The 13,246-nt window shown below is 69.0% G+C and carries 11 protein-coding genes; 9 read left to right on the top strand and 2 right to left on the bottom strand.

Translation table 11 applies throughout. The features are described 5' to 3' along the window. Positions 1 to 79: 79 nt before the first annotated feature. On the bottom strand, positions 80 to 823 hold the full coding sequence (locus D8896_RS13300; protein WP_121822593.1) for a competence/damage-inducible protein A: 744 nt from the start codon (positions 821 to 823) through the stop codon (positions 80 to 82). Positions 824 to 917: 94 nt separating this feature from the next. On the opposite strand from D8896_RS13300, the gene D8896_RS13295 reads away from it, so the two are divergent. After that, a complete protein-coding gene (locus D8896_RS13295; protein ID WP_121822592.1) occupies positions 918 to 2,363 on the top strand; it encodes a replication factor C large subunit in 1,446 nt (481 codons plus the stop codon). Between the two features lie 167 nt (positions 2,364 to 2,530). Here the strand turns inward: D8896_RS13295 and D8896_RS13290 are convergent, their stop codons facing one another. Further along, positions 2,531 to 3,607, bottom strand: a complete 1,077-nt coding sequence (locus D8896_RS13290) for a COX15/CtaA family protein (RefSeq protein ID WP_121822591.1) — start codon at positions 3,605 to 3,607, stop codon at positions 2,531 to 2,533. Between the two features lie 118 nt (positions 3,608 to 3,725). Between D8896_RS13290 and D8896_RS13285 the strand changes: the two genes are divergently transcribed. The 8 genes from D8896_RS13285 to D8896_RS13250 all read left to right on the top strand — a co-directional run bounded on the left by D8896_RS13285 (position 3,726) and on the right by D8896_RS13250 (position 13,026). Beyond that, a complete protein-coding gene (locus D8896_RS13285) occupies positions 3,726 to 4,802 on the top strand; it encodes a M24 family metallopeptidase (RefSeq protein ID WP_121822590.1) in 1,077 nt (358 codons plus the stop codon). A 66-nt stretch (positions 4,803 to 4,868) separates the two neighbouring features. Next, a complete protein-coding gene (locus D8896_RS13280; protein WP_121822589.1) occupies positions 4,869 to 7,127 on the top strand; it encodes an NADP-dependent malic enzyme in 2,259 nt (752 codons plus the stop codon). Between the two features lie 81 nt (positions 7,128 to 7,208). Next, positions 7,209 to 7,991, top strand: coding sequence for a sulfite exporter TauE/SafE family protein (locus D8896_RS13275; RefSeq protein WP_121822588.1), 783 nt, complete (start codon positions 7,209 to 7,211; stop codon positions 7,989 to 7,991). A gap of 74 nt (positions 7,992 to 8,065) precedes the next feature. Then, complete coding sequence (locus D8896_RS13270; protein WP_121822587.1) at positions 8,066 to 8,395, top strand: 4Fe-4S dicluster domain-containing protein; 330 nt, start codon at positions 8,066 to 8,068, stop codon at positions 8,393 to 8,395. 90 nt (positions 8,396 to 8,485) lie between these two features. Then, on the top strand, positions 8,486 to 9,340 hold the full coding sequence (locus D8896_RS13265) for an electron transfer flavoprotein subunit beta/FixA family protein (protein ID WP_121822586.1): 855 nt from the start codon (positions 8,486 to 8,488) through the stop codon (positions 9,338 to 9,340). A 2-nt stretch (positions 9,341 to 9,342) separates the two neighbouring features. Continuing rightward, the gene (locus D8896_RS13260; RefSeq protein WP_121822585.1) at positions 9,343 to 11,001 is read left to right on the top strand and encodes an electron transfer flavoprotein subunit alpha/FixB family protein; all 1,659 of its coding nucleotides are present in this window, start codon (positions 9,343 to 9,345) and stop codon (positions 10,999 to 11,001) included. Next, complete coding sequence (locus D8896_RS13255) at positions 10,994 to 12,652, top strand: FAD-dependent monooxygenase (protein ID WP_121822584.1); 1,659 nt, start codon at positions 10,994 to 10,996, stop codon at positions 12,650 to 12,652. The genes D8896_RS13260 and D8896_RS13255 overlap by 8 nt, the downstream gene beginning before the upstream one ends. Further along, entirely contained in the window at positions 12,649 to 13,026 is a 378-nt protein-coding gene (locus tag D8896_RS13250) for a hypothetical protein (RefSeq protein WP_121822583.1), read from the top strand. Before D8896_RS13255 ends, D8896_RS13250 begins: the two co-directional genes overlap by 4 nt. Positions 13,027 to 13,246 lie beyond the last annotated feature (220 nt).

The raw sequence follows: 13,246 nt of genomic DNA, 5'->3' as shown, positions 1-13,246 counted from the left end.
CTCCCGGTGTGTTAAGCGTTCTGGACGTGTGGGAACCGGTCCGACGGGGCGATCAACCGGATACCGCGATACGAATCGGTCACTCGTCCGGAGCGTCGACCGTCTCCAGTTCGGTCTCGATCCACGCAACGGCGTCGTCGACCTCCCGGGCGTCCGTCCCGGTGACTTTCAGTCGGCCCGGCGTCTCCCCCTTGCCGGGGTAGCTCCCGACCGCAACGTCGAACCGCTCGTCGACGCCGGCAAGCACGGGGCCCAGCGCGCCCTCCGGCGTGGGCGTCCACACCGTCCGGGCGACGGCGTCGCCGACGAACGACTCCGCGACCAGGTCGAACATGGCCTGCATCTCCTCGGGGAACCCGGGGAAGACGTACACGTTCTCGACGACACAGCCCGGGGCCCAGCCCGCGTCGGTCGACAGCGGCCGCGCGCCGTCGGGGAGCGACGCGGCGGCGTCGAAGTCGAGATCCAGATCGTACTCCTCGGCCAGTTCGGGGTTCTCCTCGCGGAACGCACGGGCCTTCTCGACTAGCCGCTCGCGCTCCCCCTCGTCGAGCACGAGTTCGCGGTCCAGCGCGTCCGCGACGGCCTCCATCGTCACGTCGTCCGGCGTCCCGCCCAGCCCGCCGGTGACGAGGACGGCGTCGAACGCGGCCGCCCACTCGCGGACGTGCTCGGCGATGACCGGCCGGTCGTCCGGCACGGTGAGAACGCGGCGGACACGGCTCCCGCGGTCCGCGATCTCCGCCGCGAGCCACGCGGCGTTGGTGTTCGTCGTGTCGCCCGCGAGCAACTCGTCCCCGACCGTGATGATCGCGGCGTCCATGCAACGTGGTCGGGCGGGGACGGGCCTACGTCTTACGGGCTGCAGGGGCGGCCGCTCCGCAACCACTAAACGCGCATCGTTCCTTCCCCCGGTAATGAGCGACTGGACCGAGAAGTACCGCCCGACGACGCTGTCGGAGGTCCGGGGGAACGACAAGGCCCGCGACGAACTGAAGAAGTGGGCCGAGACGTGGGACGACCACCGGGAGGCCGCCATCGTCCACGGCAGCCCCGGGGTCGGCAAGACCTCGGCGGCCCACGCGCTGGCCAGCGACATGGGGTGGCCGGTCATGGAACTCAACGCCAGCGACAGCCGGACGGGCGACGTGGTCGAACGGATCGCCGGCGAGGCGTCGAGGACCGGCACGTTGACCGCCGGCGAGTCCGGCCGCCGCCTGCTGATTCTGGACGAGGCCGACAACTTCCACGGCAACGCCGACTACGGCGGCTCCCGTGCGGTCACGAGTGTCGTGAAGGAAGCCGACCAGCCGGTCGTGCTCGTCGCCAACGAGTTCTACGACATGAGCGACAGCCTCCGGGACGCCTGCCGGGAGATCGAGTTCCGAGACGTATCCTCGCGTTCGATCGTCCCGGTTCTACGGGACATCTGCCGGCAAGAAGGCGTCGAGTTCGAGGACGACGCGCTCGAAGCGATCGCCGACAGCACCAGCGGCGACCTGCGCTCGGCGATCAACGACCTCCAGGCGCTCGCCGAGGAGACCGAGCGACTCACCGAGGACGACGTTGTCACGGGCTCGCGCGACGAGACGGAGGGGATCTTCGACTTCCTCGACGACGTGATCAAGAACCTGGACGCCGAGGAAGCGCTGTACGCCTCCTACGACGTGGACGAGACGCCCGACGACATGATAAACTGGATCGAGGACAACATGCCGAAGGACTACCGCGGCGACGAACTCGCCGACGCCTACGGCTTCCTCGCGAACGCCGACCGCTGGCTCGGCCGCGTGCGGGCGACGCAGAACTACTCCTACTGGCGCTACGCCGGCGACAACATGACCGCCGGCGTCGCGGCCGCCCGGAAGGAGAGCAAGGGCGGGTGGACGCGCTACGGGCCGCCGAGCTACTGGTCGAAGCTCGGGCGGACGAGCGGGACGCGCAAGCAACGCGACCGGATCGCTCGCGAGATAGCCGAGCGCTCCGGGACGAGCATCGGCACCGCGCGCCGCGATATCCTCCCCTTCCTCGCGACGATGACCCACCACTGCAAGAACCGCGAACTCACGGTCGAGATGGCCGCCGCCTACGACATGGACGAGAGCGACGTCTCCTTCGTCACGGGCAGCGGCGAGACGACGAACAAGGTCGAGGGGGTCGTCGCGGACGCACGGGAACTGCGCGACGAGGCGGTCGAGGACAACGCCGGCGGCGCGTTCGAGGGGGCGGTCCGGGACGCTGAGGAGTCGACGAACGACGCACCTTCAGACGACGGGGCCCCGGCGAACGACGCCGACGAGACCGCAACGGACGACGACCCCGACGAGGACGACGGCCAGTCCGGCCTCGACGACTTCATGTGACCGCCGAGGGTTTATACAGGATCGGGCGGCCAGCCTCGCCGTGTTCTGACCAGCCGTCGCGGAGCGGTTCGCGGTAGTGCGACCGACCGCTTCGCGTCCGCCGAGGTCGCCTGTTCGCTAGCAGCAGCGCGGAGCAAGTCCGCCAACACGGTGAGACGCCGGCGGTATCAGTCGCCGCTCGCAGCCCGACCGCCCGTCGAGCCGCGAACAAGCCGCCCACTCAGTCGGTACACGGCGACCGCGACGACGAGGACGACGACGTTCATCGCCGCGAGCACCGTCGTCGTACTCGCGGAGAACAGGACCCGGCTGACGACCAGCTGGACCGCGAGCAGCCCGGTCGCACCGAAGGCCGCCAGCCGAACGGACCGGAGCGATCCGTCCGTGTCCGCGTCGGCGGCCCACAGGCCGGCGGCAAACAGCCCGGCCAGCGCCGCGAGCAGGGCGGCGTAGTAGCCGATCGTGATGGAGAGCGACGCGGCGATCAGACCGGGCGTGAGAGCGATCCCGGCGGCGAGCAGGACGAGCGCGCCGGCGGTCGCGGTGCGGGCGCGGGACGGACGGGGGCGACCGTCGAGCGCCCGCACCGCCGGTCCGGCGGCGAGCGAGACGACTGCCAGGGGGAGTGCGGTGCCGGCGATCAGGCCCACGCGTTCGGCGGCGGGTCCGTCCGGGAGCGTCCACGCCGCCGCAGCGATGCCGAGTGCGAGGAGGACCGGCGGGAGACCGGCGTACCAGCCGAGCCGTCCGGTCGCATCGGCGCTCCCGCCGTCGACCGCCCACGCGGCGACGGCGATGAGCGGCAGGAAGATGAGCAGGGCGGTCGTGAAGTGGGCCGCGAGGATCAGCAGTTCGTACTCCGTCACGGTGAGCGCGCCGAGCACGATCTGGCTCGGGAGCACGAGCGTCGCCAGCGCCGTCGCGTACCGGACCCGGCGCTGACGGCCGCCGCGCCACGCCAGCCCAGTCAGGCCGAGGATCATGAAGCCGGTGACCATCGCCACGAGGCGGTGGAACCACTCGACGAAGCTGCCCCAGTTCGCTGGGAACAGGCCGAACACTGCGCCGTCACAGAGCGGCCAGCGCGTCTCGCAGGTCAGCCCGAACCCGGCGACGGCGGTGTACAGGCCGATCAGGATCAACAGGAGCGTGGTGATCGCCGTCGCGACGGCGAGACCCCGGAAGCGTTCGTCGCCGATCGTACCGGCAGCGTCGCCGTCGGCACCGGAGGGGTCGGAGGTCATCCGTTCGGTAAAACTCGGGCGCTCGCGCACTTAGGTCGCCCGGTTCGATCGTCGAATCGGCTCTGACGACCAGTGGGCGTCCGGTGGGTTCAAGAGCGGGTGCGGTCAGGTACGGGCCATGAGAGAGGACCGACTCGACGCGTACCTGTCGGCGAACGACCTGGAATCCGTCTGGTTCGCGCGACCCAACAGCTTCGCGTGGCTCACCGGCGGGAACAACGTCGTCGACAGGGAGACCGACATCGGCGTCGCCGCCGCCGGGTACGACGGTGACGGCGTGACGGTCGTCACGGACAACATCGAAGCGCCACGCCTCGCGGACGAGGAACTGGCCGACCACGTGGCCGTCCACGAGACCGAGTGGTATGAAGACTCGCTCGCCGAGGGCGTGCGATCCTACGCGCCCGAACCGGCCGCGGCCGACTTCGACGTGCCGGGGTTCGACACCGTCGACCCGACATCGCTACGGATGCCGCTGTCCGAGGACGACGTCGAGGCGAACCGTGAGGTCGGGCAAACGGCGGCCGCCGCGGTCGAAGCAGTCTGTGACGAAGTCGAACCGGGCGACACCGAACACGAGGTCGCTTCGGCCCTGCGCGTCGCGCTGTCGGCCCGGAACCTCGAAGCACCCGTGGTCCTCGTCGGCGGGAGCGAGCGCGCACAGCAGTACCGCCACTACACCCCGCAGGAGGTCGAGATCGGTGACTACGTGCTGGTGTCGGTCACCGTCGAGCGCGACGGACTCCACGCCAGCCTCACGCGGACCGTCGCGTTCGACCCGCCGGCGTGGCTCGACGAGCGCCACGACGCCGCGATGACGGTCGAGGCGACGGCCCTGGCCGCGACCCGGGAGGCCGCCGGGAACGGCGACGACGCCGGAACCGTCTTCGATGCGGTGCAGGACGCGTACGCCGCCGTCGGCCACGAGGGCGAGTGGCAAAACCACCACCAGGGCGGCGCAGCAGGCTTCGCCGGCCGGGAGTGGATCGCGACGCCCGACAGCGAGGCGAGCGTCACGACGCCCATGGCCTACGCCTGGAACCCGACGGTTCAGGGGGCGAAAAGCGAGGACACCGTGCTCGTCACCGAGGACGGCTTCGAGGTGCTCACCCGGACCGGTCGCTGGCCGACCGAGGAGGTCGACGCGGTCGACCGCGACGTGGCGGTGGAACGGCACGGCGTGCTGACGCGGTGAGTTCGACGTTCGTCGAACTGTCTTTTCGTCAAAGTTTATATCGGGGGATGGCGACGTTCTCCATCCATGGGACTTGACGAGGATTCACTGGAGTATCACCGGGAGGAGCCGCCCGGGAAGATCGAGATATCGACGACGAAACCGACGAACACACAGCGGGACCTGAGCCTCGCGTACTCGCCGGGCGTCGCCGCGCCGTGCCGGGCGATCCGCGACGACGCCGAGGAGGCGTACAGCTACACGGCGAAGGGGAACCTCGTCGGCGTCGTCTCGAACGGCTCCGCGGTGCTCGGCCTCGGCGACATCGGCGCGCAGGCGTCGAAACCCGTGATGGAGGGGAAGGGGGTCCTGTTCAAGCGGTTCGCCGACATCGACGTGTTCGACGTGGAGCTGGCCGAGGACGACCCAGAGGCCTTCGTCGACACCGTCGTCAGCATGGAGCCGACGTTCGGCGGGATCAATCTGGAGGACATCGCTGCGCCGGCCTGTTTCACCATCGAGGAGCGCCTCCGCGAGGAGCTGTCGATCCCCGTGTTCCACGACGACCAGCACGGTACCGCGATCATCTCGGGGGCCGCCCTCCTCAACGCCGCCGAGATCGCCGGCAAGAACCTCGCGGACCTCGACATCGTCTTCTCCGGGGCCGGCGCGAGCGCGATCGCCACGGCCCGGTTCTACGTCTCGCTGGGCGCGCGCAAGGAGAACATCACGATGTGTGACTCCTCGGGGATCATCACCGAGGAGCGCGCGCAGGCCGGCGACGTCAACGAGTACAAACGCGAGTTCGCCCGCGACGTGCCCGGCGGCGACCTGGCCGACGCGATGGCGGACGCGGACGTGTTCGTCGGCCTCTCGATCGGCGGCATCGTCGACCAGGAGATGGTCCGGTCGATGGCCGACGACCCGATCATCTTCGCGATGGCCAACCCCGACCCGGAGATCGGCTACGAGGAGGCGAAGGACGCCCGCGACGACCACGTCATCATGGCGACCGGGCGGTCGGACTACCCCAATCAGGTCAACAACGTCCTCGGGTTCCCGTTCATCTTCCGCGGGGCGCTGGACGTGCGCGCGACCGAGATCAACGAGGAGATGAAGGTCGCCGCGGCCGAGGCGCTGGCTGACCTCGCCAAGCAGGACGTGCCCGACGCCGTCGTGAAGGCCTACGGCGACCAGCCCCTCCAGTTCGGCCCGGACTACATCATCCCCAAGCCGCTCGACCCGCGCGTCCTGTTCGAGGTCGCGCCCGCCGTCGCGCGGGCCGCGATGGACTCCGGGGCGGCCCGGTCGGAACTCGACACCGAGGCGTACGTCGAGACCCTGGAGGCCCGCCTCGGCAAGTCCCGCGAGATGATGCGGGTCGTCATCAACAAGGCCAAATCCGACCCCAAGCGCGTCGCGCTGGCCGACGGCGACGACGAGAAGATGATCCGGGCGGCATACCAGATCCAGGACCAGGGGATCGCCGAGCCGGTCCTGCTCGGCAACGAGGACAGCATCCGGACGACGACACGCCGGCTCGGGCTGGACTTCGACCCGGAGGTCGCTGACCCAAGTGACGGAGACTACGAGGCGTACGCCGACCGGCTCTACGAGATCCGCCAGCGCAAGGGGATCACGGAGACGGAGGCCGGCGAGCTGGTCCGGGGTGACACGAACTACTTCGGGAGCGTCATGGTCGAGCAGGGCGACGCAGACGCACTCCTGACGGGACTCACCCACCACTACCCGTCGGCGCTGCGGCCGCCCCTGCAGGTGATCGGCACCGCCGAGGACGCCGACTACGCGGCCGGCGTCTACATGCTCACGTTCAAGAACCGCGTCGTGTTCTGTGCCGACGCCACGGTCAACCAGAACCCCGACGAGGACGTGCTGGCCGAGGTGACTCGCCACACGGCCGAACTCGCGCGCCGGTTCAACGTCGAACCCCGTGCGGCGATGCTGTCGTACTCGAACTTCGGGAGCGTCGACAACGAGGGGACGCGCAAGCCCCGCGCGGCCGCCCGCCGCCTCCGCGAGGACCCCGCGGTCGACTTCCCGGTCGACGGCGAGATGCAGGCCGACACGGCCGTCGTCGAGGACATCCTCGAGGGTACCTACGAGTTCTCGGACCTGGACGAGCCGGCGAACGTGCTCGTGTTCCCGAACCTCGAAGCGGGCAACATCGGCTACAAGCTGCTCCAGCGCCTCGGCGGCGCGGAGGCGATCGGCCCCATGCTCGTCGGGATGGACGAGCCGGTCCACGTCCTCCAGCGCGGCGACGAGGTGAAAGACATCGTGAACCTCGCAGGTGTCGCGGTCGTCGACGCCCAGCAGGAAGAGTAAGTTACTGGGACCGGCGTCGTGGCGCTGCGGTCGGGAAACCGACCAACGTTCATTATCCGGCCCGATGAACGCCGGAGTACGATGGTCGGTCTGGCTGGCGGTGTCGCCGCCGTCGTGTTTGCCGCGGTCGTCGGCGGCGGCGTCGTGGCCGGCATCACGGGGTTCGGGTTCGCGCTCGTCGGGACGGCAGTGCTGGCGACGACCCTTCCGCCACGGGACGCCGTCGTGGTGATGATCGTCCCGATAGTCGCGGCGAACGCCTCGCTGGCGAGCGAACTCGACCGCGATTCGCTCCGGAGCTGCGTCCGCCGGTTCTGGCCCTACGCGACCGCCGCGCTGGTCGGCACCGCCGTCGGGATGGCGCTGTTGCGCCGCATTCCGGCCGCCCCGATGACGCTGTCGCTCGGTCTCCTGACGCTCGGGTACGTCGCCACGAAGCAGCAACGGCTCGGCGTTCCGGGTAGCGAGACGCTCAAGCGGCGCTGTTTCACCGCACACCCGGCGGCGAAAGTCGGGCTCGGCTTCGTCTCGGGATTCGTGTTCGGCGCGACCAACGTCGGCGTGCAGGTCGTCGCGTACCTCGACCGACTCGACCTGGAACGGGGGGTGTTCGTCGGCGTCCTCGCATCGGTGTTGCTCGGCGTCGGGCTGGTCAGGATCGGGATGGCCGGGGCGCTCGGACTCTACGCCGACACCGCCCTCCTCGTCGTCTCGCTGGCCGCGGCGCTGCCGGGGCTGGCCGGCGTGGCCGCCGGGAAGCGTGTGCGGTCGAGGATCCCGGAGCAGTACCGGACTGCGGCGGTGTACTTGCTGCTGCTGGTCGTCGGCGTGCGGCTGACGTGGACCGGTATGGCGGGACTGTGACTGCGGACCCGCAGGAACGTTCGTGCAAAATCTTTTGGGGACCATCCGTGTAGTGGAGTTGAGGAAAGTTACCAATGAGCATCGATGCCAACTTCGAGGAGAACCGCGAGGTAGTCGACGAGCACGAGGGCCACGACGTGTGGGGGCCGGTGGAGGAACCGGAGACCCTGGGCATCCACGGGACGCACGTCGCGGTCGACTTCGACATCTGTCTGGCCGACGGCGCGTGTCTGGAGGACTGTCCCGTCGACGTGTTCGAGTGGGTCGACACGCCCGGCCATCCCGAAAGCGAGATCAAGGCCGACCCCGCCAACGAGGCCCAGTGCATCGACTGCATGCTCTGTGTCGACGTCTGCCCGGTCGACGCCATCGACGTGGACGCCGGTCGTGCGGGGCGGATCTGATCCCGTCGTGACGCGCGGCGACGCGGGTGACTTCCACAAAAGACTATTACCGACTGCCGGTTAGTATCTTCCACGAGGAAACTGACAACTATGCACACAGTCGCACTGACGAAAGGCGTCCCCGACTTCCGCGAGGGGCAGGTGTCCTTCGACGAGGACGGCCACCTCGAACGGGGGAAGACGCCGACGGTGATGAATCCGAACGACAAACACGCGCTCCGCGCGGCGTTCCAGACGAAGGTCCGCAACGGCGGCCACGTCTCGCTGATGAGCATGGGACCGCCCGGCTACAAGGAGATCCTGCAGGAGGGGATGCGCGACGTGTACGCCGACGACCTCTATCTGCTGTCGGACCGCGAGATGGGCGCGGCGGACACCTGGGCGACTGCGATGACCGTCGCCACAGGACTTCAAAAGCTCGACGACGAGCCGGACCTGGTGTTCGCGGGCTTCAAGACCGCCGACGGCGAGACCGGGCACACCGGCCCACAGACCTGCTGGTGTCTCGACTGGCCGATGATCACGCACGTCATCTCGCTCGACGTCGACGAGGAGGCGGGGACGGTCCGCGCCAAGCGCCTCGTCGAGGGCGACATCTCAGAGATCGAAACGATCGAGGCCCCGATGCCGGCCTTCATCGTCGCCGACCCGGAGTTCGAGCCGAGCTACCGGCAGGCCAGCCACCGACTCGCACACAAGGACCTGCGCGAGGAGACCCAGCAACGCGCCGAGAGCTTCGAGGACCACCTCACGGTGTGGGACCACGAGGCGCTGAACCTCGACCCCGACTACATCGGGCTGGACGGGTCCCCGACGATCGTCTCCGGTGTCGACCCGATCCCGAAAGCGCCCTCCGAGCGCGAGGCGACGCCGGTCGACCCCGACGACGAGGGGGAGATGGACGAACTGGTCGACGAACTCGCGCCGTACGCGGCGGGTGACTGACGATGCCCGAGATAGACCCCACCGACCACGACATCGCGGAGCTCGGCCCGAAGATCAAGGAGGTCGACGACGCCGACGAGCTGCGCGAGATGCTCGAACTGGAGGAAGGCGGTGAGGACCGCGCGCCCGTCAAGACGCTGATCGAGGACCGCATCGAGAAGGTCGAGGCCGACGACGACGGCGAGGTCGACCCGGAGACGGTCGATCTGGCTGACCTGACCGTCGCCGACGTGGCGAACATGGTGCGGGACATCGACGACGCCGACGTGTTGCGCGACCTCCTCGAACGCGAGCAGGCGGGCGCGGACCGCAAGACCGCCAAATCGCAGATCGAGAGCCGCATCGACTCCGTCGAGGGGAGCGAGGACGAGGACGGCGAGGGGCCGGAGATAGACGACCGCCCGCCGGAGGAGAAGTACCCCGAACTCGACCACCCGACCAACGACAAGCAGTGGGTCGAAGGTACCGTCGACGGCGAGTACCGCGACATGTGGGTGTACTGCGAGACGCAGGCGGGCCAGCTACTCGACGTGTCCCGCGAGATGCTCGGCAAGGCCCGCGAGCTGATGGACGACTACAACGACCAGTACGACGAGGACGAGCGCGTCGTCGCCGTGCTGGTCGGGGACGACGCGACCGACTACGTCGACGAGGTCGTCTCGCTCGGCGCGGATCTGGTCGTCCACCACGAGGACGACCGGCTGGAGCGGTTCCGCCACAAGCCCTACACCGAGATCGTCTGTGACATGATGCGGGCCGGCGGCGACCTCGCCGCCGAGGGTCGCGAGGACGTTGCCTGGAAGGACTACCACGAACCCCGGTACACGCTGTTCCCGGCGACGAACAACGGGCGGGACCTCTCGGCGCTGGTACAGGGGGAACTCGACTCCGGCCTCGCCAGCGACTGCTCGGGGCTGTACATCGAGAACGCGATGATCTCCAACCCGGCCAAAACCGGCGGGAGCAAACAGGAGTTCGAGCGCGTCCTCCACATGAAGCGGCCGGACTTCTCCGGCTTCGAGTACTCGACGATCCTCTGTATCGACAAGCCGAACCGGGACTTCCACCCGCAGGGCGGGTCGGTGATCCCCGGGAGCTTCGAGATACCGGACCCCGACCACGAGCGCGAGGCGGAAGTCGTCGAACACGACATGGAACTGGCCGACGACTGGTTCCGCGTCGACGTGACCGAGTACGACCGGCTGTCGGACGGCGTCGACCTCACCGGCAACGACGTGGTCGTGGCGGTCGGCCGCGGCATCGGCGACGACCCGACCGAGGGGATCGAACTCGCGCTCGACCTGGTCGACGCGTTCGACGAGGCCGACCTGGGGCTCTCCCGGGGCGTGATCACCTCCTCGTACAGCTTCGAGGGCCACGTCGAGGACTACATCACGGAGGAGCGCCAGATCGGCGAGTCAGGGCAGGAAGTCGAACCCGACGTGTACGTCGCCGCCGGCATCTCCGGCGCGGTCCAGCACAAGGTCGGGATGGACGAGTCGGACACGATCATCGCGATCAACACCGACGAGGACGCCGACATCCGGAACTTCTCCGACTACTACGTACAGGGTGACCTGTTCGAAGTGCTCCCCCGTCTCACGGAGGCAGTCGAGGCGGGCGAACTGGCCGAGGCAGTGCAGGAGGCAAGCGATGACTGAGCACGAACACTACGAGGCGGTCGTCGTCGGCTGTGGCCCGGGCGGGGCCGCGGCGGCGGCGACGCTGGCACGGAACGGGGTAGAGACGCTGGTGCTGGAACGCGGCGTGGACGCCGGCGCCAAGAACGTGTCGGGCGGACTCATCTACGCCGAGGAGTCCGCGCCGTACACGATCGACGACCTGTTCCCCGACTTCCGCGCGGAGGCGGCCGAGCGACCGGTCACCGAGAACTACATCCACAACGTCGCCGGCGAGAAGGTCAAGACGTTCGACATCGGGGACCTCCACCACCACGACACCGAGTGGGCCGACGCCGTGCTTCGACGGAAGATGGACTCGTGGCTCGCCGAGCGCGTCCACGAGATGACCCGGGAGACCGGCGGGGGCCTGCTGACGGAGGTCCGGGTCACCGGGCTGCTCCGGGACGGCGCGGAGATCGTCGGGGTCCGGACCGAGGAACTCGAACCCATCGAGGCCGACCTCATCGTCGCGGCCGACGGCGTCAACTCCGAACTGGCACGGGACGCCGGCCTGATGGACTGGGAGGACCCCGGCGAGTGGTTCCAGGGCGTGAAGGCCGTCGTCGACATGGAGCCGGAGGTGATCAACGAGCGGTTCGACATCGACGACGACGAGGGCGAGGCGCACCTGTTCTCCGGCGACCTGTTCGACGGCGTCCGGGGCGGCGGGTTCCTCTACACGAACGAGGCCTCGCTGTCGATCGGCACGGTGTTCCACCTCGACTCGCTGGCCGACGAGGCGGCAGAACCGCACGAACTGCTCGACGGGCTGCTCACCCACCCCCTGCTCGCGCAGTGGCTCGGCGACGAGTACGACGAGCGGGAGTACAGCGCGAAGCTGGTGCCCGACTCGAAGAAGGTGGCCCACGAGTCGCCCCACCGGGACCGGCTCGTGCTGGTCGGCGACGCCGCCGGCCAGATGCAGGCCCAGGGACCGATCATCAAGGGGATGAACCACGCCGTCACCGCCGGCGCGCTCGCAGCGGAGGCGTTCGCCGACGCGAAGTCACGCGGCGACCCGCACGCGGCCGGCCGGCTGTACGAGGCGAAGCTCAACGACGAGGGCGTGATGGACAAGCTCAAACCCACCCGCTACGAGGTGTTCGGGAAGCTCGGTGAGGCCGGGCCGGTCGACGACGTGGCCGACGCGCTGGTCGACTCGCCGCTCGGCCGCATGGGGGTCCGCGCGGCCGGTGGCCTGCTGGAGCGGGCGTACTCCTCGCCGACGCTCGTCTCGATGATCCCGGACACGAAGCTCCCCTACGTCACCGTCCCGACGGTGATCGCCGAGGAGCTGGGCGAGCCGGTGACCGACGTGAGCGAGGTCGAACCGCCGGAGCTCGACGACCGCATCGGCGACCTGACGTACGACGTGGGCGAGCCCCACATCGACCTGCTCGACAACTCCTACGAGGCGTCAGGCACAGCAGTCACCGCCTGTCCCGTCAGCGCGACGGACTTCGGCGGCGGCTGCTACCGCGAGGAGACGGTCAAGACCAACGGCGACGAGGAGCGACTGGTCAGCCTCGACACCCAGCCCTGCGTCGAGTGTGGCACCTGCGCGGTCGTCGCCGAGACCGACTGGGACCACCCCGCCGGCGGCAAGGGCGTCGAGTACCGCGAAGGGTGACCGACGACCCGACGCCCGAGGCGGTCGGCGACCGGATCGACGCCCTCGCCGAGACGCTCCGGCAGCGTCGGGCGTCGTTCGAGCCGTCCGAGGACCCGCCGGACGAGGAGCGCGCGATGGCGATCCTCCGGGAGGGGTTCGGGCCGACCGTCTCGCTGTACGTGGAGTGTCGGACCGGCGGCCGCGCCGTGCGGTTCGGAGAGGCCGAGTTCGCGCGCCTCGAGCGCACGATGAACGAGTGGCTGGAGCTGTACGCCGCCTGCTACGGGATCGACATCGACGCCGACTTCACCGTCCGCACCGCCGCCGAGGCGCTGCTGGACACGGAGAACGTCCACGACGTGGCGCGCGTGCTGACGGGCGTCCCGGACTGATCGATACCGACAGATACTTGTTTCACCACACCAATTCTTAAGTACAGTAAACAGACGAAATTAAATCGGTGTCCTTTTCTAACAGTTTCCCGTACCTACTGGTCCGGCCAGTGATCGCCGTCACAAGGCGGTCAGACGCCGGGAACGGTCCGCGCGACGACCAGCCTCGCGTCTGCCCAGCGCGGCGACGACGGGGCCACAGCGACGGACCATCCTCCCA

The sequence above is a fragment of the Halostella salina genome (genome assembly GCF_003675855.1).
Lineage (GTDB): Archaea > Halobacteriota > Halobacteria > Halobacteriales > Natronoarchaeaceae > Halostella > Halostella salina.
This window is presented reverse-complemented; position numbering and strand designations above follow the sequence as displayed.

Excerpts from the sequence above, each read along its gene's own strand:
- D8896_RS13300 (WP_121822593.1), bottom strand. The coding sequence starts at position 823 with ATGGACGCCGCGATCATCACGGTCGGGGACGAGTTGCTCGCGGGCGAC.
- D8896_RS13295 (WP_121822592.1), top strand. The coding sequence starts at position 918 with ATGAGCGACTGGACCGAGAAGTACCGCCCGACGACGCTGTCGGAGGTC.
- D8896_RS13290 (WP_121822591.1), bottom strand. The coding sequence starts at position 3,607 with ATGACCTCCGACCCCTCCGGTGCCGACGGCGACGCTGCCGGTACGATC.
- D8896_RS13285 (WP_121822590.1), top strand. The coding sequence starts at position 3,726 with ATGAGAGAGGACCGACTCGACGCGTACCTGTCGGCGAACGACCTGGAA.
- D8896_RS13280 (WP_121822589.1), top strand. The coding sequence starts at position 4,869 with ATGGGACTTGACGAGGATTCACTGGAGTATCACCGGGAGGAGCCGCCC.
- D8896_RS13275 (WP_121822588.1), top strand. The coding sequence starts at position 7,209 with ATGGTCGGTCTGGCTGGCGGTGTCGCCGCCGTCGTGTTTGCCGCGGTC.
- D8896_RS13270 (WP_121822587.1), top strand. The coding sequence starts at position 8,066 with ATGAGCATCGATGCCAACTTCGAGGAGAACCGCGAGGTAGTCGACGAG.
- D8896_RS13265 (WP_121822586.1), top strand. The coding sequence starts at position 8,486 with ATGCACACAGTCGCACTGACGAAAGGCGTCCCCGACTTCCGCGAGGGG.
- D8896_RS13260 (WP_121822585.1), top strand. The coding sequence starts at position 9,343 with ATGCCCGAGATAGACCCCACCGACCACGACATCGCGGAGCTCGGCCCG.
- D8896_RS13255 (WP_121822584.1), top strand. The coding sequence starts at position 10,994 with ATGACTGAGCACGAACACTACGAGGCGGTCGTCGTCGGCTGTGGCCCG.